This window comes from Paenibacillus sp. 2KB_22, from assembly GCF_052115745.1.
In the GTDB taxonomy this organism is placed as follows: Bacteria; Bacillota; Bacilli; order Paenibacillales; family Paenibacillaceae; genus Paenibacillus.
In genome coordinates, this window is sequence record NZ_JBFRHG010000001.1 from 132,099 (window position 1) to 152,623 (window position 20,525).

Sequence of the window (20,525 nt, forward strand, 5' to 3'; positions counted from 1 at the left end):
TAATAAAAGTATATTATAATATACTTTATTAAACAATAATTATTTTATGATATACTAAAACCACCTAAAAAATGCAACTCCGAATTTCCGTCATGGAATTCGGAGTTGCATTTAATAAGTGAATTTTCGACTTTTAGAAACCATATTTTAAAGATATATGGAGCACTGTTTCGCTATTCGTATGATTGGTATACGCGTGAGGGTAATCTGCACGGAAACTGATCGTATCATATTGATTCAATGTGTGAATCTCTCCATTGACTTGTAACTGAATGGAACCAGTCATTACTGTCGCAATTTCAGTTGTGTTCACATGATGACCTTCAGGGTAATATGAGCTATTTGGCTGTAAATAAGCCCGACACATTTCAATATCATTGCTTTTAAAAACGGGTTCAATGATCCAATTTTTTTCATCATTAGAAAACCGCAGTCCCTCGCCTGCCCGATACAAACTAACAGGTTTCTCTGCTGTGAACAAAGCCAATAGCGGTAAAGATATTCCTTTTGATATTTTCCATATAATGGCCAAAGTTGGATTTGTCTCACCACGTTCTATATTTCCCAGTGTAAGTTTGCTTACGCCTGTTAATTCTGATAAGTCGTCTAAGGTCATGTTTTTTTCTTTTCTGTACTTTTTCAATGCACCACCGATTTGTAATACAAATTGTTTTGATTCATCCATTTCATCCATTTGATATTCACCTCAACAAAAAACTATATAGCTAGTATATTGTTTATTTAGATTCTTTTCCATACGCTCCTAACGACGTTACTCAATAACGAACATCATACGTGTTATATTTGAAGAATCGTATAGGTTATGAAAGGTGGTTTAACAAATGAAGATTCTCATAGTTGGCTATTTTAGCGAGACCTCAAAATCAAATATTGTAAGGTGTTTTCCACAAGACTGGAACGTTGTAATTGTCCCGCCCGGAAACGAAATGCTGCATCATATTGAAGATTGCCATGTAATCATCCCTGAACATATTAAAGTGGATCACAGCCTGCTTTCTATCGCAAAAAAATTAAAATTGGTACAGACGGGTGCAGGATATGATAATGTGGATGTCCCTGCCTGTACACAGCTCGGCATTTGGGTGGCCAATGCTGCAGGAGTGAATGCACAGGCAGTGGCCGAGCACGTAATGGCACTGATATTGTCTTATTATAAAAACATACCGTTTCTGGATACTTTCATGAAAAACAAAATGGATGAACATCAATTGGACTATACAGGGAGTGAATTAAAAGGCAAAACGATGGGGATTATCGGTTTGGGCGCTATCGGAAAAAAAGTAGCTGCGTTTTGCAGGGTCTTTGATATGAATGTGCTGGCTTATGCGAGAAATGCCACTGCACAATCGAACGATTTGGTGAAAATGGTGGATTTCGATACTCTTATAAGCACATCGGACATAGTCAGTGTACATGTGCCCTTGAATCAACAAACCAAACAGCTGATCAACAAAGCGACATTCAAAAAAATGAAGAATACATCTCTTTTTATCAATACAGCCCGCGGCGGGATTGTCAACGAAAAGGACTTAATTGATGCATTAAAAAACGGGGATATTTCAGGTGCATGCCTTGATGTGTTTGAATCTGAACCACTTCCTATTGACAGTGATCTCCGGAATCTGGGTAATGTGATACTTACTCCCCATACAGCGGGAATGCCTGATGGTCGGAAATATCATAGAACAAGATATGATTTTTTTATAAAGAATATAAAACGTGTAGAAAATGGTGAAGAGCCTGAAAGCAAGCTCAATCAGTTACCTTGCCCTCCCTCCACGGATAATCTAATGTAAGAATAAAGGTCTGGGCAGATTACACCCAGACCTTCTTCCTGTTCTGCTTTTGAATGCCTACATATCCTCAGCATATGTTTACGCTAATTTAGCAGCCCCACTAGTGTTTTATCGATAAGCGAAATCGCAATTCGTACGATGATGGTTGATTTTCGTTTTAAACGTCACGGGGTGCATATGCGCAAAGAAAGACACGTACCCCTTCTGTGATGATACGTTTGGTTTGTTCCGCCTCCAATGTCCCTGTTTGTCCAGGTTGATTAAAGACCAATAGAAACGTTAATGCAGTGAAATGTTTGGTAGCCATTTCAGGATCGGGCACATCGAGCAACCCGTCTTGACCAAACGCTGTAAATCTCCTGATGAGCCTTTCTTCAGTTGCCTTATCCAGCCTTTCCAAAAATGAGTCTGGCAGGTTGGCGGCTTCCACCATAACCAAACGGATCAAAGCCTTATAGTCGGATGAGCCGTTCGCAGAAGCTACAATTTGCTCGCAAAACAAGATGAGTGCCTGTTTCAGATCTGTGAATTCCGAGAGGTGGTCTGAAATCCCTTGCTCGATCATGTCAAGAACCGCAGAGCTGGAATCTTCCACAACGGTAAGCAGCAGGTTCTGTTTGTCACCATAATAATCGTAAACGGTCCGTTTGGAAACACCTGCTTTTGTTGCGATCGCATCGACACTGGAACGCTCAAAACCATCTGAAAGAAATAGATCTCTTGCTGCTGTAATAATTTTAGCTCGTTTGTCAGAAGAGCCCTTTCGGATTTTCTTGTTTTCCATATGTTCCATTCTTCTATTCCCCCTATATGTATGCTATCAGAAAACGCCTAGAGTGAAAGCTTTGTTTACAAACTACACTGCACGGTGTAGTATAACATGTGTAACCTATCAAAACAATGATCAAGGAGGATTCAACCATGAATACCATGCGGTCTTTTGTTGATGTTCTTATTGTCGGGGCCGGTCCCACGGGGCTTACACTTGCCTGCGATCTTGCCCGTCGAAACGTCGCCCATCGTATTATTGAACGAAGCACCTTATATAACGTTGCTTCCCGTGCAAAAGGAATACAGCCTCGCTCGCTTGAAGTGGTCGATGATTTGGACGCCGTTCATCATATTGTTGGCACAGGTGTCGTGGATTTGCCTGTTCGTTATTATACCGCAGATGGCAAGAGTGTGGATAAGCCGTCTATTACCGTGGCAGCCAGCGTCGAACTTGAAACCCCCTATCGTGATCCAGTCTGGATTGCTCAATTTGATGTGGAAAAAGCATTGCGCGACCGATATGCAGAGCTTGGCGGGCAAGTTGAGTTGGGCATGGAAGCTGCAGGGCTTGTCCAGGATGTGGATGGTGTAACGGTAACCGTAAATTCCCAACAAGGAGAAGAGCACATTCGCGCTCGTTATGTCGTCGGCGCTGACGGGGGCAAAAGCAATATTCGCAAGTTTATTCAATTACCGCTGGTTGGAGAAACACACGATCATGAGCGATGGTATCTTGGCGATGTACGATTGGAAGGATTAGATCGTGACCGTATCTATATCTGGACATCTTCGGAGGGGATGGTCGGAGTGACACCGCTGCCGAAATCCGATATTTGGCAACTGCAGGCTACCATTCCAGCAGACCACGAAGAACCAGAGCAGCCGTCGCTAGAGACATATCAAGCCATGTTTGACCGGCGCGCCGGGGCTGGACGTGTTCGACTCACAGATGCTTCCTGGCTGTCCATCTACCGGGTCAACGTTCGAATGGTAGAACGTTATCGTAACGACCGCGTTTTCCTTGCTGGCGATGCTGCCCATGTTCATTCACCGGCAGGTGGTCAAGGCATGAATACCGGCATACAGGACGCGTACAACCTAGGCTGGAAGCTGGCTGCTGTTATTCGCGGAGCGGACACCTCCTTACTCGACACGTACGATGAAGAGCGCCGTCCTGTGGCTCAAGCCGTGCTTGAGGACAGCACGAAGAAGATGGGAGTGGTCGTTGCAACGGCGACAGAAAGCGGAGAGTTGTCCCAATCTTTGAGCACCATATCCGACGATCTGACGAGTGGGCTTCTCATTTCCTATCGGTCAAGTTCTCTTATCCGCCCGTCTCCTCTAAGCCATGTTACCTCTCCCTCTCCTGGGGATCGTGCTCCTAATGCTACGGGCCTGAAAGGTACCGGGTTTGCAGGAAGTATCTTTGACCTATTGCGCGGCCCACACTGGACGCTTTTGGCTTTTGCAAACTGCGTTGATTGTATTGTTCCTTCCTTGAATAACTTCACCAACGATGAACTCCATGTGCATTATATTTTGCCATCGAATGAAGATGGGACGGAAGGCTTAATAGACACAGTAGGGAATGCCTATCGAATATACGATGTAGCAAGCAAAGAACTCGTATTGATTCGTCCCGACGGTTACATCGCACTGCGTACCTCTCTGGATGATACCGCATTAATTTCGAAGTACTTGAATTCCATCTATCGCGTAAACTGATTGGGACACTATATGAGGTTTTAAAGTGCAGAACCTATACTCAAGAGGAATTACTCATCTTGAACAATAATAAGGGCTAATTGATCCCTGTGGCGGTGGCATCTCAGAGGCTCCTGCCTCTGTTACATCGCTCTGTAAAAAAAGAAAAACTCGTATAGGCAGGGTATTTACTTCCCTGCCTATACGAGCGTCTGTGTCTAATTACACTCCAACATTTAATCAGGATGTTTTTAGCAATCGTTTTAATTCATATAGTGATATTCCAGAAGGTCCTTCAAATTTGAGATTTTCTGCAGCAGCTTCTCTCCAACATTGGTTTCCTTCACCAGTTTTCGTTCCAGTTCTTTATCCACGAGTCTTTTTACAGACAATACGTCCGTTCCGTTGCATAACACATCTTCTTTTGAATTAAATTTCTGATGGGCGACGAGCTGCATGCCAAAGGAATTAAACAGCAACGTATATCCGGCAATGCCCGTTGTGGATTGATAGGCTTTGGAAAAGCCGCCGTCAATCACGATCATTTTGCCGTTTGCTTTAACAGGGCTCTCTCCGCGAATTTCTTTGACTGGTGTGTGGCCGTTAATGACATGTCCATGATCCGGATTCAAATCAAACTCCTGCATGATTTTTCGACAGACCTCTTCATTCTCACGTAAATGGTAGTATGGATTCTTGTTCTCTTTATGTGCTTCTTTATCTTGGATAAAATACCGTTCAAAAGTAGTCATTTCTCTCTTTCCAAAGAGCGAGGAACATTCCCCTGTCCAGATGTACCATACCATATCCGTCGCCAGATCTTCTGTCTCTTCCGGATGCGCAAAGGCGTAGCGTAAATGATCTTCAAAAACATCAAGCAATTGACGGCCCGCATATGTCTTGTCTTCAATCTGCATTTCTTCCATATTTCCTTCTTCATCCAGAGGAATACAGCCATGGATTAACAAATTCCCGTTGTACTTTAGATAAAGACTACCCTTCTTCATAAGAAAGTTCATATGTCTGGCCAGCTTTTCGGAATGCTGAACGGAGAACAGGAGTTTTTCCATCACCTGACGTTCTTCCTCCAGCAATTGTTCAGGCTTTTGCGGATTTACAGTGCTGAAACAGGTGTTTTCCAGCGGGTACGTTTTTCCGCAGATTTTAATTTCATTGTTGTCGTAATCAATCTTCTCCAGCAAGAGTCTTTCAGACATATTAAAGTACGGGCGTCTCTTGATAATCGGGATTTCCAGTTTAAACTGAATCATGGCAATGGCTTGGTGAATTTTGGTGATCTGCAGAATTTCCTGCTCCGATACGTTATGGCCAGCCTGTAGTTTAGGTCTGAAGGGCAGATTGTCTTCATAGTATTTCTCCGCCAGATTTAGCAGTGGGCGTAGATTGATTCCGTACACATCTTCAATGATGTCCAGATTGTCGTACCTGGCGCAAATCCGGATAATATTCGCAAGGCAGACCAGAGAACCCGCATAAGCACCGATCCAGAGGACATCATGGTTCCCCCACTGAATGTCTACAGAATGGTAGTTGATTAGCGTGTCCATAATTTTATCAGGGTCCGGCCCCCGGTCATAGATATCTCCAACCACATGAAGATGGTCAACTACAAGGCGCTGGGTCGTATAAGCAAGGCCGATGATGAGCTTGTCCGCCTGGCCCAAGGATATAATTTGTCGATATATTTCCTCGTAATAAGGGTCCTTATTGTTGGTCGAGTCCGTCTTGTATAGAAGCTCTTCTACAATATATACATACTGCTCCGGCAGAGCTTTACGCAATTTCGAGCGCGTATACTTGGAAGAGGCATAAGAGATAAGCTTAAGCATGTGTTCAATCGTTCGTCTATACCACTGGTTCAGAGCCTGTTTATTGCTCAGTTCACCTATAACCAGCTGTATTTTTTCTTCCGGATAATAAACCAACGCCGCAAAATCATTGATTTCTTGATCTGTCCAAGCTTCCCGGAATAATTCTTTGATTTTCTCTCTGACGGTACCCGAACCGTTTCTTAGTACATGCTGAAATGCCTGGAACTCACCATGCAAATCGCTGACAAAATGCTCGGTTCCCTTCGGGAGATTGGAGATCGCTTCAAGGTTGATAATCTCGGTTACGATCTTTTCTTCCGTATCATATTTTTCGGCCAATAAATCTAGAAACTGCTCATCCAAAACAGATGTCCCCCTTCAAGGAAGTAATGTGGAATTGATTTTATAGGGAATATCCAAGGACATCCTTTTGAACAATAGCTGCATTGATAAACATTAGGTTTTTGGTAACTCTTTACCTGTATGGTTAACAATAATAATAAAATTATTTATATGATAATTCTCAGCATTGCCTACGTCAATCATACTCCAATTCCTCGTAGATGAACAAATTTCATTGAAACTGTACGTTAGTGTCTATCTCTAAACCGTTTAATCGCTTCCTCGGTCACTGGCTCAAAAAGGTTAAGAAGGTTGCCATCGGGATCGCGGAACAACATAGAACGGTTTCCCCACGGCATCATGGTCGGTTCTTTTACCCAATTATCGACAAATGACTTTAAGCGCTCATATTCGGCTTCCACATCATCGACTCGAAACTCAATAATGACAGTACGGTTTTGGGCGCTCAGTACAGCATCCGTACCGAACAACTGCGCCGTCTGGGAATGGCCTATTGCAAGGGTGCATGATGGCACAACGAGTTCGGCAAATACCGGCGCAGGTCGTTCTGCCGTAACCTCCAAGACTTTTTCGTAGAACTCAACGAGACGATCCACGTCGTCAGTAATGATGCGTACAGAAGAAAAATTCACAATATATCATCCTTTCTAAATCTGACTGTGTCCTACAGTTGTTGTAAAACAGAATTGTTACTATCTATATCCTTTTACATTTACATATCCAATTATTTTAAAACGCTACTGACAGCGTTATGTCAGTAGCGTTTTAAAATAATTGGGGCTTTCGTTCACTTCACTCTAAAATTGTTTTGAGCATATTTGGATACGACGGGTACCGCACTGAACAGATATCCTACAGTCAGCACGATTAAGACAACAGTGAGCACCCACAGAGTTGGAGCTAAAAACATCGTTATAACAAAGCCTAATGAAATAAGACTGTTCACTAATGTAAAAAGAGGATTATTGGTGTCCAACTCCGTTGTGTAGGGTTGGAACACATAATATACCAACAGATGATGTACTGAGAAAAATATGGACAGTGTCATCGTCATAAACCAGATGGCAAGCAATGTACTTATATCCCTTCCTTCAGACAAAACAAGTATAGAGATACTTAGTACGGCTGCTAGACACGCACCTAATTTTAGGTTTAAGGATAATAAACTTCTAAACCTTAGACGAAAATGTTGCTTCGCATGTTTGCGATAAAAGGAGTAGCGCATAAGCTGCATATCACAATGGTAAAATAGCCCCTTACAAACCTCTCGACCTACTGTCAGGCTTAGCATAGCCATAATGAGTATAGGCATAAATCGTTCCACCGCGTTTAGAGAGACATGATCTCTGAAAATGAGTGCCAAGAAAGATAGTAATAATCCGATGATCATAATAGCTGCTAAACGTCTTCGAAAAGGCGATTGGACGAGATGATCGTGCCGAGTAACCAGGAGGTTGTGAATTTGCTCGTATCCCCTTTTATCCGATGAAGTTTGCACATGATCATGGAGGTTAGCCAAGGAATCGCTGCTATCCTCATGATCTTTTGACTGAACCATTTTCTGTTGAAGATTAGCCATCATGATTTCCGTATTTAACAAAGGATCAGCTTGGTTCGTTACTGCGCGTACCGCTGCTGTGTAATCCGTATGTTTGAGTAAGACATAGCCAGCAACAGTCCCAGATAACAATATGAGTATGACAAGCCACCGTTGATCCAATATCACCGCTCCCCCAAGAGGAATGCTCAGTAACGTCAATGGAAGGTACGCAGCAGTTAGTGTGAGTATCATGACCAAGCCCATAATCCATGTTTTCTGTATAAGAATAGTCCCTTTCCATCGAAAAACGGCCAAATGTAGAACTTCGCTCACTACGCGCCAAACCGTCATAACTCCAACGATCAGAAGCGCATGAGAAATTGAAAAATTAAAAAACCATGAAACCAAAGAAAAGGCAATCCCTTGATACAAAAAGAATGTAGTATACCGGTAAAACAGCTCGGCTCGCATAAATTTGGTAGGCACAATTCGCATAAGTCGAACAGCAGTATACTTCATCTTGTTTGATTCCAATACTTTTGCACTAGTCATCCCGGCCATGACTCCACTAATGCAAAAATACATGTGAAGAAGAAGTGCAAACCGCTCTGTCGTGTTATATCCCTCTGTCCATAAGAATATGGGCAATGCAAGCATGCCCCCGATATAGAACAAACTTTCTAACAAACCAGCGACAAACATCACAATCACTGCGATCGCGCCAATGATACGTTTCGTCCGAAAAGCAGCATAGGTTTGTTCACTAATTAAACGGCCCACAACGGGTATCCCTTGCATGAAATATATGAGGCGGTTTACGAGAGTAATAATCTGCAGCTGCCGCATGCGAGAAATCGTACTAAACATTTCCTGCATCGGCACTCTCCTTCTCAACTCCGTTTTCCATTTGTCTCCGTTCATTTTCTGTCGGAGCAATCTCGCTTTCATTTCGCAATAATTCAATGACCTTCTCTTCAAAATCGGGCTGGGTGAGGATATCGGGCGAAATCTGCGTCAAACTGCCATCATTTAGAATAATTAATTCATCACACAGATCCGTTGCCAGTTGTAATATATGAGTTGAGAAAATGAGTACATGATCCTTCTTCATATCACGCAGCAATTGTTTCATCTCGCTCGCTACGATGACATCAAAGGAAGTGAGAGGTTCGTCCAGCAAGATTACTGTTGGTTTAGTGAGTAAAAATAACATCATTTGCACTTTATTTTTCATCCCATGTGAGTAGTGCTTAATGAGTTTATGCCTGTCTTCCTGTGTCATGTGCATCATATCAAAAAGGGCGTCAATATCGTCTCCTCGCCCTTCAATCACTTCTGTATTAACATCAATGAAAAAACGTACAAACTCATATCCTGTTAGAAACTCCGGTAACAATGGCATGGAATATACGTATCCAACATCATCTATCTCGATGTTACGGGATGTGGATTCGTCCACGACTTTCATTGTGCCACCATCTGCCTCAATCTCGCCACTTAAACAATTAAATAAAGTTGTTTTTCCAGCACCATTTCTTCCCAGAAGGCCATATATCTTTCCTTTTTCAAATTGAAAACTGAGATCGTTTAATACTTGTTGATCACCAAAACTCTTCCTTACATTCTGAAGTACCAGTTTCATTTATTTTCTCCTCACATTCACCATAATTAGTTAGTCGTTTACCTGAATCTTCATTCATAGATACAACAGAGTTACTGTTCTCGTTTGCAAACATATTTAAAAGTTGTTTAGTTTTCATAAAATCATTCCTCTCATTAATTTGAGAATCGTCTTTCCTGGTCGATATAGCCAATATTGGTAAAATAGACAATCCTTCTTATTGTATTCTATTTTGAACGTAGAATCCCTCTCTTTGAACCACTTCACATAAGTATATGATCTTATTAATTTCTGGATTCTTATTTTTCCATCAGGAAACGATAAAAAAAGCCGCCAAAATAGCGACTTGAATGAGCATATGTTCTTCTTGTCCCTCGACATCTAGGACATTCCAGCTTGCTGTAAAACATCTTCTAATTTCAATTTTCCAACAACTTGATACCCTTTATGGTCTCCCAGTGGTTTAATAATGACTGTCTCCATACTCGAGAGTTCTCCTAATCCCAGACCGTTAGGAAAAGAGTGAGCTACAATAAGCCTGTTCGAATTCGCTGGAGAGGTTTGCTCCACTTCATTTGTAAATGCTTGAATTGTACTGTTTATATTTTCTGTGTCCAGATTTTGACTGAGTTTATATATGTTTAACCAAAATGTATTTTCTTTTACATTTTGTGCGCCAAAAGCAATCTGAGCAGTTTGGAGAGTTCGACAAAGGGGGCTTGCTTCCACGGGGAAATGGACGGGGATATTTAGTTTCCGAATAGCATGACCATACTTCTCTGCCTGTTCCTTTCCAACCGCACTTAAATTCCTCTGTGTGGAGCAATCTGTCAAACTAAAATCTGGTTGATCTACTCCAACTGTTGCATCTCCATGTCGGACATAAAGGATGTAACCCCCTTTTTGTAGATCATTTATGAGAGAAGATGTGGATATTTCTGATGCTTCGGCAGTATGATATGCCCCAAAGAACAGAAAAAGACTAATGGCTAAAGCGGTTAAACGGTACATGGATTTTCCACCTTTTTCTCCCTACTCTCCCCCTTGTTATCATTTTTTATTCAACATTTCCTCTCCTTATGGGACATCAATAATTGATAAATCCTTCCCTCTGAAAAAGAGGGATTTTACCACACCTGTTTCAATACACGTCAGATTGTTTTATTTTATCAACAGCTGGCTTTCCGAATGATTACTAGCTGGACTAGCACATACTAAGGAAAAGTTGGATGAAGCTTACATAATGGAGGTCTCTTCATGGTATTTACCATCACAATTATCATCGTTGCACTGTTTGCAATATGGGGGGGCCGTCGCTCCAGATCAGCTGGCGGACGTGGCTAACGTAGCCTACAACTTCTCTATCCACAATTTTGGCTGGTTTTATTTGTTAGCGACACTGTTCTTCCTGATCTTCGCTTTCTATCTGGCATTCAGCCGATTTGGCGGGATCAGGCTGGGGGATGACGATGATGAACCGGAATATTCTACGATTTCCTGGCTGTCCATGCTGTTTAGCGCTGGTATGGGCATTGGATTGGTTTTCTGGGGAGTTGCTGAACCGCTGTCCCACTATTTATCTGCACCGGAAGGTGCAGAACCCGGAACCGCGCAGGCAGCAAGACTTTCCATGCGTTATTCCTTTTTCCACTGGGGGCTGCATCCTTGGGCGATTTATACCGTCATCGGTTTAGCGCTTGCTTACTTCCAGTTCCGCAAAGGATACAAAGGGCTGATCAGTTCCACCTTTATTCCTCTCATCGGTGAGCGTCTTGCTGCAGGCTGGCTTGGCAAGTTCATTGATATTCTGGCGGTTATCTCCACCATCTTTGGTGTTGCGACTTCGCTTGGATTGGGTGCACTTCAGATCGGTGGGGGGCTGAATCACTTATTCGGTATTCCTAACTCGGTTGTGACCCAAGTTGTCATTATCTCAGTTGTAACCGTATTGTTTCTAATCTCGGCAACTTCCGGACTGGATAAAGGGATTAAGATTCTGAGCAACACCAACCTCGTTATAGCTGTGCTGTTGATGCTGTTTGTGTTGGTAACTGGACCAACTTCTTTTATATTCGACACTTTCACAACAACCTTGGGCAGTTATATGCAGAATATTATTAACATGAGTTTGAGATTGACGCCGTTCTCAAGAGAAACCTGGATTGGGGCATGGACGTTATTCTACTGGGCATGGTGGATCGCATGGGCTCCCTTTGTCGGTACTTTTATCGCAAGGGTATCCAGAGGAAGAACCATAAAAGAATTTGTAATTTACGTCATGGTTATTCCAAGCCTTTTCGGATTTGTCTGGTTCTCAGTCTTCGGCGGAACAGGACTTCACATGGAATTGTTCAATGCCGCTCATCTGGCGGAAGCCGTCAAGGAAGATGCGACAACCGCCTTATTCCTTATGTTGGAGCAGTTGCCTTTAGGCACAATCGTAGCATTCATCGCTACTGTCCTGATCATGATCTTCTTTATTACGTCGGCTGATTCGGCTACCTTTGTGCTTGGCATGCTGACTACAGATGGCAAGATGGACCCGAGCACAAGAGTGAAATTAACTTGGGGAATCATGCAGTCCGCTATAGCGGTAGTGCTGCTGATTAGTGGGGGATTGAACGGCCTCCAGACGGCCTCCATCGTGTCTGCCCTGCCGTTCGCTGTTGTCCTTATCGGGATGTGTGTCTCCTTACTCAAGGCTCTGCAGGCTGAGGACAGAGAGCGACGTCAGAAGGAAAAACGGCAACGCCAAAAGCTGAAACGACTGCTGGAGGAACATGAAAACTTGCAGCCTGAAGTTCCAGGCACGTAATGTATCTTGTTGATCTCGTTAGAAAGTGTCCCTGTCTTTTCTTCGAGAATTGTAGTACAAGCTTCTCCTTGTTCTATTACACGCAAGTACATAAAAAAACCAAAGTTCCGATCGGAACTTTGGTTTTTTTTATGTAACATTTGGAGTTTTTTTGATTCTCGTTGACTTTCGCATCAGGTGCTTTGGATACCTTTAATAACTTCAACCTTTTTATCTCCTGCTGACTTTGCTACCTCCAATGTTGTTTTACCTTGGAAAACGACGATCCCGCCAGTAGCCAGCATAGAAACGATTAAAGCTGCGCTAAGGGTTGTGCAAAGTATCTTCTTGATCATAACGATACCTCCGATTTTTTTATATGGATTCACGTCACCCAACACGATGTGCCGTGCTGATCCAGTAATCAATTTCACTTATACTTGGTCTCGGTCAATTACATTATTTCACTTTTATATTGGGTATTCCCACGGATGATTGTATTATAGCTTACTGACAATGATTGTAAAAGATTTAATTGGAGATGCAGCATGAAAATAAGTCCTGACTATGTGGAAATTGCAAGAATGAACGGTTTATTCTCATTCTGTACATGAAAAGCTTCCCTTGCTGTTTCAATAAACGATGACATGATTGGTGAAATCCACTTTTCTTTATGCCACAACATGTGTGTATACACCCGCAAATCCGGAATTTGCCATGGAAGAACAACTAGTTGTCCGCGTTCAACTTCGGCTTCTACAACGATTTCAGGAAGAAAACCGATACCGAGTCCTGAGATCGCACATTGTTTAATGGCTTCAGCGCTTTGAAACTCTAGATACGTGATGTTATCAATGCCCTCTTTCTCAAAAGACCGGTCAAACATTGCTCGATATGGACAACCCTTTTCATTAGTCAGGAACACTTCTCCATGAAAATCTTCCAACTGCAACGTTGTTCGTTTAGCAAGTGGGTGATCTGGAGCCGCTAACAACCGGAATTTTTCTTCTACAAGTGATTCCACGACCAGCCCGTTTGAGCGAATAGGTTCGTCTAGCATATAAACGATATCCGTGGTTCCCTCAAATAATGTTTGCTTGAGCTCTTGATTAGGCACTGAGCGAAAGATCAGTCGAACTCCCGGATGTTGCGAACGAAACTGTTGAAAGACAGTTGGAAGCCGGTAGGAGCAGATGACCTCATTCGCACTTATTGTTAGGGTACCGGTTAGTTTTTCATTGTCATGGACAACACTACGAGCCTCCTCCAATTTTTCAAGTACGTCTTGGGCATGCGGTAAAAAGCGTTTGCCTGCTGTTGTAAGAGCGAGTTGCTTGCCCAACCGATCAAAGAGGCGAACTCCCAGCTCGTCTTCCAATGCTTTAATCTGCATCGTAACGTTGGAAGGAACGTAGCTAAGTACTTCTGCTGCCCGCGTGAAGTTTAATGTTGCTGCAACCGTACAAAACGTATTCAGTTGGCGAAATTCCATTGATGTTCTCCCTTCATCTTTCAATTTTATTGAATGCTATCTTGAATTTCATTCACTTTTAATGAGACTATCACGGCTCTATACTGAGCACAAGAGATCACAGTGAGCATGTGGTTTTTCATTTGAAGGGAGCGACTATACGATGGATTATGAAATTTTTAATTTGGGTGATGTCATTTTACAATCAGAAGTGACGTTACCAAACGCTTATCTCGCTTATAAAACTTACGGGAAATTAAGTGAAAAGAAAGATAATGTTATTGTCTATCCAACGGCTTTTGGAGATCAGCATGTTCAAAATGAATGGCTAATTGGCAGCGGGATGGCACTGGATCCAGAGAAATATTTTATTATCGTTCCAAATTTGCTCGGCAATGGCCTCTCTTCCTCTCCCAGTAATACGCCTCCTCCATTTGACCGGTCAAACTTTCCACAAGTAACGATCTATGACAACGTTAGATTACAGCACCGACTGCTGGTTGAGAAATTCGGTATTCAAAAGATTGCTCTCGTCGTAGGGTGGTCCATGGGCGGCATTCAGGCATTTCAATGGGGGGCTAGTTACCCGGAGATGGTCGAACGAATTGCACCTTTTGGAGGAATCGCCAAGCCTTGGCCTCACACCTATGTGGTTCTGGAAGGTGTGAAATCTGCCCTGCTATCAGCGGTCCATTTCGACTCAAGTAAATTAAACCAATTGACTTCTGCAGACATGCGCGCCGTTGGTCGGGTATATGCCGGATGGGGGTTATCGCATGCGTTTTACAGAGAAGAAGTTTATCATGAGATGGGATTTGAATCATTGGAAGATTTTGTAGCTGGTGTCTGGGAAGAGAGTTTCATGAATATGGATCCGCATAATGTTTTAAGCATGTTATGGACAGGACAGCATGCAGATATTAGTGCCAATCCCTCCTATAACGGAGATTTTGATAAAGCGCTTAAAAGCATAAGAGCACTTGCCTGCATCATGCCAGGGAGCACGGATCTCTTCTGCACAGCGGACGATAATGAATATGAAGCGGAGCGTATTCCTAATGCTACTTTTAACCCAATACAATCCATCTGGGGTCATTTTGCTGGTCGGGGGATCAATAGTACCGATAATCAATTTATTGATGACAATCTAAAACATCTGTTGTCACTTAGCACAAAACTATAAACCATCACTTGCATTGGATGTGTCACTAAGCGAAATCCCCTTTTTTCTTCAATCGGGACACGAACAGTACAAAAAAAACAAGTCGCTAAAATAGCGATTTAATGGGAATATGTTCGTGTCCTTTGGTATTTTTCCCCGGCCGAGTTGTTTACGCATTATTCCAGACTGCTGAAAAATCGTTCAACAAATACATCACCATATATTTTCTTCATATGCGCTGTGTTAAAAATATATTGTTCCATATGCTCAAGCTTGCGCAGATTGCGAACCAGTACTTTCCGATCATCGTCAGATAGATTAGGGTCTTCGTCTATCTTCTTCATAGCCTTTTTCACACGTGAGGATACCCGTTCAACATACAAATGGTTTTTGGATTTTGGCGGAATACATTGCGTCAGGTCACAGCCTACAAAACGAACACCGTCAAGGATGCAGTTTTCAAAATTGGCGATTAGCTTTTGTTTGCCATCTCCTTCAAACGTAATATCGACTAGCTTGCCGGTAAAGGAACAATTGACGATATTCGCCGCTTGTAAAATCCGGTCATTAAATCGACATTTAAAAAAAGTACAGTCGATAAACGTAGCATTCTCCAATGTCATGCCTCTCATATCGCAGGAGGAAAATTCGCAATTGGTGAAAACAGCTTCGTTCCTGGCAATGCCAACAGAGCGCAAGTCGGAACGAATAAATGTACAATGATCAATCGTACTACCGGCAAAAAATCTCGCATTGGTAAGATCGCAGGTATTAAATACAAGATGATGCAAGTTGCAGCTCCAAAATATTGGTGAACCAACATTCGAATTTGTTATGGTTGTTTCGCTGATCGTTTCGTGTTCATACCTGACAATATCAGTGAATATTTCGTTGTCTACTGTCATACCAGACTCCAGTTTTTTCATCCCTATCACCCTATCATTTCTTTAAAATATTTTAAAATTATGAAAATAAGATCAAAGCAGGAACCCTGCTGATCTACTTTCATCTTCTCATTTCATACATATTGTATCAAACTTAAAATACCTCATGTTAATGAACATAGCAGTGGTTTCAATCATTAATATTAATATTTCTAAACTTGACATGTGAATCGATTATCGGTATGGTGTGAATGAGTTCACACTTTGAATAAAGGAGTATTCTATGCCCAAAAATTCTTTCTTTCGTTTAGATGAAGCAAGGCGCGCGGAAATATCGAATAGCGCGATGCATCTTTTTGTTAATCATCTTTACGAGGATATAACGATGAAGATGGTTTTGGATTGTTTGTCCATGCACCCCGGAACATTTTATCGCTATTTTGAAGACAAAGATGACCTTTATTGTCTCTTAGTACGTAATGTCACCCAGAAAAGAGCTGCGTATTTCAATAACAGTAATGAAGATTCCCTTTACCGGTTTTTCCTTACAGGTTTATTTGGAAACGTTAATGGCACGGTGACCGAACCGCTGAATGAGTTGGAAATCAAACTCACTAAAACATTTTTAACCATTCCTGAGAACACTTTGCTTAAAGTATATCTGGATGTGCTAAAGGGAGAATCATTCCCTTTAATCAAGGACATTTTACGCCGAATGAGGGTTGATGGATATCTTCGACCCGATATTGACGACGATCTGATTTCTTTCATGTTTGAGTCAATGCAGTTTAATTTAGTCATGTTTTTTAGGGAATTCGATATTAAGGACTCTACTTTGCAACATAAGCTTAGCAGGTACTTTACTGACTTTATGAGTCATGGGCTGCTTGAAGATCATCAATATTCTGAAATAGTAAGCGATCTCAAGAAAGCCAAGGAGTAGATATGATTCACTGAAGACCGAACGCAATCGTTTTCCAGTTTTGAAAAGCGCTCATAGCACAATCTATGTATTTCATTTTCGCCACTTTTATTAATGAAAGGGGAACAAAAAGATGAAAACGTATGATGCATTTCCACAATCAATTGGCGGGTACACTGTCGGTCGAACCCAGATGGATTTTGAGTACACCGCATCAGATCACTCCAAAAGAGAACTGACGGCGTTTGTGTATTATCCGTCCGATAGTAACGAAGGCAAGACGACATCAACGTACATGTTTCCTGAAGTCTACGAGATGTTTAATGAGCAGCCACTTGTCACTGCGTTAAAGGATGTTTTCTCTATAGATATCAAGACCCGGTGTTACGATGACCTTGCTCTCTCCGGGAAGGAAAAGCGCTTTCCGGTGTTATTCTATGTTTGCGGCGGGGGCGGTTCTCCGGAATGGGGTACAGTGATCTGCACAGACTTGGCAAGCATGGGATATGTTGTGGTAAGCATCGGCCATCAGAATAGCACAATGTATAAGCGTAAAGATGGGCGCTTGTTTAATGTATCAAAGGGTTTTTCGGATGCCCTTACAGCGTTCTCTGAAGATCCGGAGATGCTGGCGTTGGCAGGTAAGATGGAGATGCGGCCTGACGATAAAACTGCTATTGAGATGTGCCATAACGTGCTTACACTGCCGATACTTGCCAAGGTAACAGAGTATAGTGAATTACAGGCAGAAGATGTAAGGTATGTAGCTGATTATCTTTACAAACTGGACTCTGGAGAGCTGGATTCCATCTTTAAGGGCAGATTGTTGCTTGACATCGGCATGGGCATCGTTGGACATTCTTATGGAGGGCTTACGACGGCGATGGTTTGCCGGGACGACGACCGTTTCGCCTGTGGGATTGGCTTGGATAGCGGTGCGTTCGGGCTTCAGGGCAGCGACCTTAAGAAACCCTTTTTGCTACTGTTTAGTGAACCCAACTATAACATGAATGCGATAATTGGGGCTAACAATAGCATGGAAACCTATTATTTCTCTATTGATCGTGTTGCACATTTAGATTACTGCGACATTGTGTTTACCCGTGTGAATGAGGAAATCAGGGGCGAACGGGATGCTCTGGAGATGCGAAATCTTGTTACAGACTATACGAAGAATTTTTTTGATCATTACATCCTGCAGAAAGCGGCAAGTGTGGAAAGTCTGGCATACGATGGCGTGGACTTGATCAAGAAGTACCAGCAACAAGTGACATCACCGAGAGATTGCAGATAAAAACATATCAAAAAGCTAACCACAGAAAAAGCCGATTCTCTTTATTTGCATATGCATCTAATCGATAATGGGGACAAGATCCTGTACTTGGGTCGGGACAAGATCTTGTCCAACTGTTTTATACCCTCCTATATCCTTTCCGCCCAGAGTACATGCAAAAAAAGCCGCTATATCATAGCGACTTTCAAGGGAATATGTCCTTCTATCATGTCCCTGAGCACAAACGCTTCTTATGACGGTGAACTTAACGATTTTTGAACAAACTTCCCCCATTGCTTTTAATGACATCCTTATACCAATAAAATGATTTTTTACGATAGCGTTCTAATGTTCCTGTACCATCATCATGACGATCCACATAGATAAAACCATATCGTTTTTTCAGTTGGGCGGTTGTTGCGCTAACCAGATCAATACATCCCCAAGTCGTGTACCCCATCAACTCAACACCGTCTTGAAGCGCCTCGGCCACTTGAATTAAATGCTGCTTGAGATAATCAATTCGATAATCATCTTCGACTGTTTTTTCTCCGTTTTTATCCCTAATCAGCTGATCTACAGCACCTAATCCATTCTCCACAATGAACAATGGTTTCTGATAACGATCATACAGAACATTCATAATATATCTCAAACCTTGCGGATCAATCTGCCATCCCCAATCGCTCGCTTTCAAGTGTGGATTGGGTACAACACCAATAAGATTACCTTCTCCCTTGATTTGCTTGGCTGGATCTGCCGTTTCACAGCTGCTCTGATCCCATGTCTGGCTCAGCTATATAAATATCTCTAAACATACTCGGTTGTGCGTATAATTTTTGGGATAAACCTTGTACATGCGGTAGGAAAAGCTCCAATATGAAATTTACCAAGCTCCAAGCCTTGTTCCGCTGCAATTTATATTCTTCCTGTCATAAATTAAATTTCTATGCCCGTTCTAAAATAAAAAGCCGCTAAATTAGCGACTCAACGGGTATATCTTCTTGTTGTCCTGCGTCATTTCTATTTGAAGTGTTGTGACTCCGTTAACTTTCGCTCCAGGTGCTTCGAGTCCCCCTGATTGAGATCATTTTAGTCGTCTCACACCTGTTTTCTTCATAGGAAATTCCTGCTTATTTAATAACTTCAACCTTCTTTTCCCCTGCTGACTTCGCCACCTCAAACGTTGTTGTACCTTGGATAGCGACGATCAGGCCCGTAGCCAGCATAGAAACAATTAAAACTGCACTGAGGGCTGTGGAAATTTTCTTCTTCACCATAAACCATACCTCCGATATCTATTAGGTTATAAGCAGCTTAAGACCACGACGATCCTAGGAAACTACTGGGTAATCCACCTAGTATTTGTATTATATCGTACTGACAATGATTGTAAAAGGAAGTATTTCTTCTGATCCAATAAAGTATTAGACTTTGAAAATGAAATTGAGCAGCATATCTGACTTATATGCTATCCTTAACGCTGCTCCGGGCTGTCCGTACAATTCCATCAACAACAGTTTCAAACAACTGTGTGGGCAGATCATGTCCCATGCCTTCAAGTAACATAAATTCTGCACCAGTGATGACTTGAGCTGTATCTTTACCACATGCCGGGGCAAACATAGGGTCTTCCACTCCATGGATTACTAATGATGGAACATTTACTTTTGCCAGTTGCGGACGACGGTCTCCAGAAACAGCAATAGCTGCAATTTGCCGCCCAATACTCCCTGGATCATATGCTCGCTGAACCTCTTCTCGAATCATTGAACGATATTCGTTCTCTTCAAAAGGATAACCTGTACCGGCAATACGTCTGGCAAAAGCTACGCTATGAGCGATATATCCTGCTTCATCCTTCACCGGGTTTGGAGCTGGACGAGTCATTAACGCCATGACTTCTGGCGAAGTTTGCGGAAGTTCGGGATTGCCTGTAGTTGACATGATTGAAGTCAGCGAGAGGACACGTGCCGGATATCGGCTGGCAACAAGCTGGGCAATCATACCGCCCATCGAACGTCCAACAATATGTGCTTTCGCGATGCCCAGTGCATCTAACAATCCAATCGTATCATCAGACATATCCTCAAGCGTGTAAGGTATATTGGGGAGTTGTCCTGACATAAGCGTTCTGGCGAGTGTTTCGAAATCCAGTGTATCGTGATGACTAAAATGAGTAGATAACCCGGTGTCTCTATTGTCAAAACGAATAACCCTGTATCCTCTAGCTGCCAGCATCTCACAAAATGGAATGGTCCAACGGATCATCTGGGTACCCAGCCCGGCGATTAACAGTACGGTCTCATCCGTTTCGCTGCCATAACTGTCATAAGCGAGTTCAATACCGTTCACTTTTAACATATTCATT

The 20,525-nt window shown here is 42.4% G+C and carries 18 protein-coding genes and 2 pseudogenes; 6 read left to right on the forward strand and 14 right to left on the reverse strand.

Going from position 1 to position 20,525, the window contains the following annotated elements; genetic code table 11:
* Positions 1-133: 133 nt before the first annotated feature.
* Positions 134-694: a helix-turn-helix domain-containing protein gene (locus AB4111_RS00545; protein ID WP_442029528.1), complete on the reverse strand. Its 561-nt coding sequence runs from the start codon at positions 692-694 to the stop codon at positions 134-136.
* A gap of 148 nt (positions 695-842) precedes the next feature.
* Here AB4111_RS00545 and AB4111_RS00550 point away from each other — a divergent pair, with 148 nt between their 5' ends.
* The gene (locus tag AB4111_RS00550; RefSeq protein ID WP_442029530.1) at positions 843-1,817 is read left to right on the forward strand and encodes an NAD(P)-dependent oxidoreductase; all 975 of its coding nucleotides are present in this window, start codon (positions 843-845) and stop codon (positions 1,815-1,817) included.
* Positions 1,818-1,974: 157 nt separating this feature from the next.
* Here the strand turns inward: AB4111_RS00550 and AB4111_RS00555 are convergent, their stop codons facing one another.
* Entirely contained in the window at positions 1,975-2,610 is a 636-nt protein-coding gene (locus tag AB4111_RS00555; RefSeq protein WP_442029532.1) for a TetR/AcrR family transcriptional regulator, read from the reverse strand.
* Positions 2,611-2,738: 128 nt separating this feature from the next.
* On the opposite strand from AB4111_RS00555, the gene AB4111_RS00560 reads away from it, so the two are divergent.
* Complete coding sequence (locus AB4111_RS00560) at positions 2,739-4,313, forward strand: FAD-dependent monooxygenase (protein ID WP_442029534.1); 1,575 nt, start codon at positions 2,739-2,741, stop codon at positions 4,311-4,313.
* A gap of 242 nt (positions 4,314-4,555) precedes the next feature.
* On the opposite strand, the gene AB4111_RS00565 is transcribed toward AB4111_RS00560, so the two are convergent.
* The 6 genes from AB4111_RS00565 to AB4111_RS00590 all read right to left on the reverse strand — a co-directional run bounded on the left by AB4111_RS00565 (position 4,556) and on the right by AB4111_RS00590 (position 10,659).
* Entirely contained in the window at positions 4,556-6,487 is a 1,932-nt protein-coding gene (locus AB4111_RS00565; protein ID WP_442029536.1) for a fructose-1,6-bisphosphatase, read from the reverse strand.
* A 227-nt stretch (positions 6,488-6,714) separates the two neighbouring features.
* The gene (locus AB4111_RS00570) at positions 6,715-7,119 is read right to left on the reverse strand and encodes a VOC family protein (protein ID WP_442029538.1); all 405 of its coding nucleotides are present in this window, start codon (positions 7,117-7,119) and stop codon (positions 6,715-6,717) included.
* A 155-nt stretch (positions 7,120-7,274) separates the two neighbouring features.
* On the reverse strand, positions 7,275-8,903 hold the full coding sequence (locus AB4111_RS00575; RefSeq protein WP_442029540.1) for a hypothetical protein: 1,629 nt from the start codon (positions 8,901-8,903) through the stop codon (positions 7,275-7,277).
* A complete protein-coding gene (locus AB4111_RS00580; protein WP_442029542.1) occupies positions 8,887-9,669 on the reverse strand; it encodes an ABC transporter ATP-binding protein in 783 nt (260 codons plus the stop codon). The genes AB4111_RS00575 and AB4111_RS00580 overlap by 17 nt, the downstream gene beginning before the upstream one ends.
* Positions 9,629-9,787: a hypothetical protein gene (locus AB4111_RS00585; protein ID WP_442029544.1), complete on the reverse strand. Its 159-nt coding sequence runs from the start codon at positions 9,785-9,787 to the stop codon at positions 9,629-9,631. The genes AB4111_RS00580 and AB4111_RS00585 overlap by 41 nt, the downstream gene beginning before the upstream one ends.
* A 242-nt stretch (positions 9,788-10,029) precedes the next feature.
* On the reverse strand, positions 10,030-10,659 hold the full coding sequence (locus AB4111_RS00590) for a histidine phosphatase family protein (RefSeq protein ID WP_442029546.1): 630 nt from the start codon (positions 10,657-10,659) through the stop codon (positions 10,030-10,032).
* A gap of 246 nt (positions 10,660-10,905) precedes the next feature.
* Here AB4111_RS00590 and AB4111_RS00595 point away from each other — a divergent pair.
* A pseudogene (locus tag AB4111_RS00595) lies at positions 10,906-12,463 on the forward strand (glycine betaine uptake BCCT transporter).
* Between the two features lie 173 nt (positions 12,464-12,636).
* Here the strand turns inward: AB4111_RS00595 and AB4111_RS00600 are convergent.
* A complete protein-coding gene (locus AB4111_RS00600) occupies positions 12,637-12,798 on the reverse strand; it encodes a hypothetical protein (RefSeq protein WP_442029548.1) in 162 nt (53 codons plus the stop codon).
* A gap of 209 nt (positions 12,799-13,007) precedes the next feature.
* Positions 13,008-13,934, reverse strand: coding sequence for a LysR family transcriptional regulator (locus tag AB4111_RS00605; RefSeq protein ID WP_442029550.1), 927 nt, complete (start codon positions 13,932-13,934; stop codon positions 13,008-13,010).
* Positions 13,935-14,076: 142 nt separating this feature from the next.
* Between AB4111_RS00605 and AB4111_RS00610 the strand changes: the two genes are divergently transcribed.
* Positions 14,077-15,096 carry an alpha/beta fold hydrolase gene (locus AB4111_RS00610; protein ID WP_442029552.1) on the forward strand — a complete coding sequence of 340 codons (1,020 nt, stop codon included), beginning with the start codon at positions 14,077-14,079 and terminating at the stop codon, positions 15,094-15,096.
* Between the two features lie 155 nt (positions 15,097-15,251).
* Here the strand turns inward: AB4111_RS00610 and AB4111_RS00615 are convergent, their stop codons facing one another.
* Positions 15,252-16,001 (reverse strand): pentapeptide repeat-containing protein, encoded by a 750-nt coding sequence (locus tag AB4111_RS00615; RefSeq protein ID WP_442029554.1) that lies wholly within the window; start codon positions 15,999-16,001, stop codon positions 15,252-15,254.
* 241 nt (positions 16,002-16,242) lie between these two features.
* Here AB4111_RS00615 and AB4111_RS00620 point away from each other — a divergent pair, with 241 nt between their 5' ends.
* Complete coding sequence (locus AB4111_RS00620) at positions 16,243-16,902, forward strand: TetR/AcrR family transcriptional regulator (RefSeq protein WP_442029556.1); 660 nt, start codon at positions 16,243-16,245, stop codon at positions 16,900-16,902.
* Between the two features lie 112 nt (positions 16,903-17,014).
* Entirely contained in the window at positions 17,015-18,175 is a 1,161-nt protein-coding gene (locus AB4111_RS00625) for an alpha/beta hydrolase (protein ID WP_442029558.1), read from the forward strand.
* 244 nt (positions 18,176-18,419) lie between these two features.
* On the opposite strand, the pseudogene AB4111_RS00630 reads toward AB4111_RS00625, so the two are convergent.
* From AB4111_RS00630 to AB4111_RS00640, 3 genes and pseudogenes are all read right to left on the reverse strand, one after another.
* Positions 18,420-18,929: pseudogene (locus AB4111_RS00630) on the reverse strand (family 1 glycosylhydrolase); the annotation flags it as partial.
* 358 nt (positions 18,930-19,287) lie between these two features.
* A complete protein-coding gene (locus tag AB4111_RS00635; RefSeq protein ID WP_253436189.1) occupies positions 19,288-19,434 on the reverse strand; it encodes a hypothetical protein in 147 nt (48 codons plus the stop codon).
* A gap of 184 nt (positions 19,435-19,618) precedes the next feature.
* Positions 19,619-20,524: an alpha/beta fold hydrolase gene (locus tag AB4111_RS00640; protein ID WP_442029560.1), complete on the reverse strand. Its 906-nt coding sequence runs from the start codon at positions 20,522-20,524 to the stop codon at positions 19,619-19,621.
* Position 20,525: the final 1 nt, after the last annotated feature.